Origin of the sequence: Bacillus cereus group sp. BfR-BA-01331, assembly GCF_022663915.1 — a bacterium.
Lineage (GTDB): Bacteria > Bacillota > Bacilli > Bacillales > Bacillaceae_G > Bacillus_A > Bacillus_A mycoides.
Map to the genome: position 1 here is coordinate 1 of NZ_JAKUGJ010000198.1, position 292 is coordinate 292.

Consider the following 292-nt stretch of genomic DNA (forward strand, 5'->3'; position numbering starts at 1 on the left):
GTGGGACAGATGATTGGGGTGAAGTCGTAACAAGGTAGCCGTATCGGAAGGTGCGGCTGGATCACCTCCTTTCTATGGAGAATTGATGAACGCAGTTCATCAATAAACGTTGACTTGTTTTGTTTCGTTCAGTTTTGAGAGAACTATCTCTCAAGTTTAAATGTATGTTCTTTGAAAACTAGATAACAGTGTAGCTCATATTTTTTTAATTTTAGTTTGGTTAAGTTAGAAAGGGCGCACGGTGGATGCCTTGACACTAGGAGTCGATGAAGGACGGGACTAACGCCGATAT

The 292-nt window shown here is 41.4% G+C and carries 1 rRNA gene; it reads left to right on the forward strand.

What is annotated here, in order from left to right:
- Positions 1 to 72: ribosomal RNA gene (locus tag MR155_RS31690) — 16S ribosomal RNA — on the forward strand; the annotation flags it as partial.
- Positions 73 to 292 lie beyond the last annotated feature (220 nt).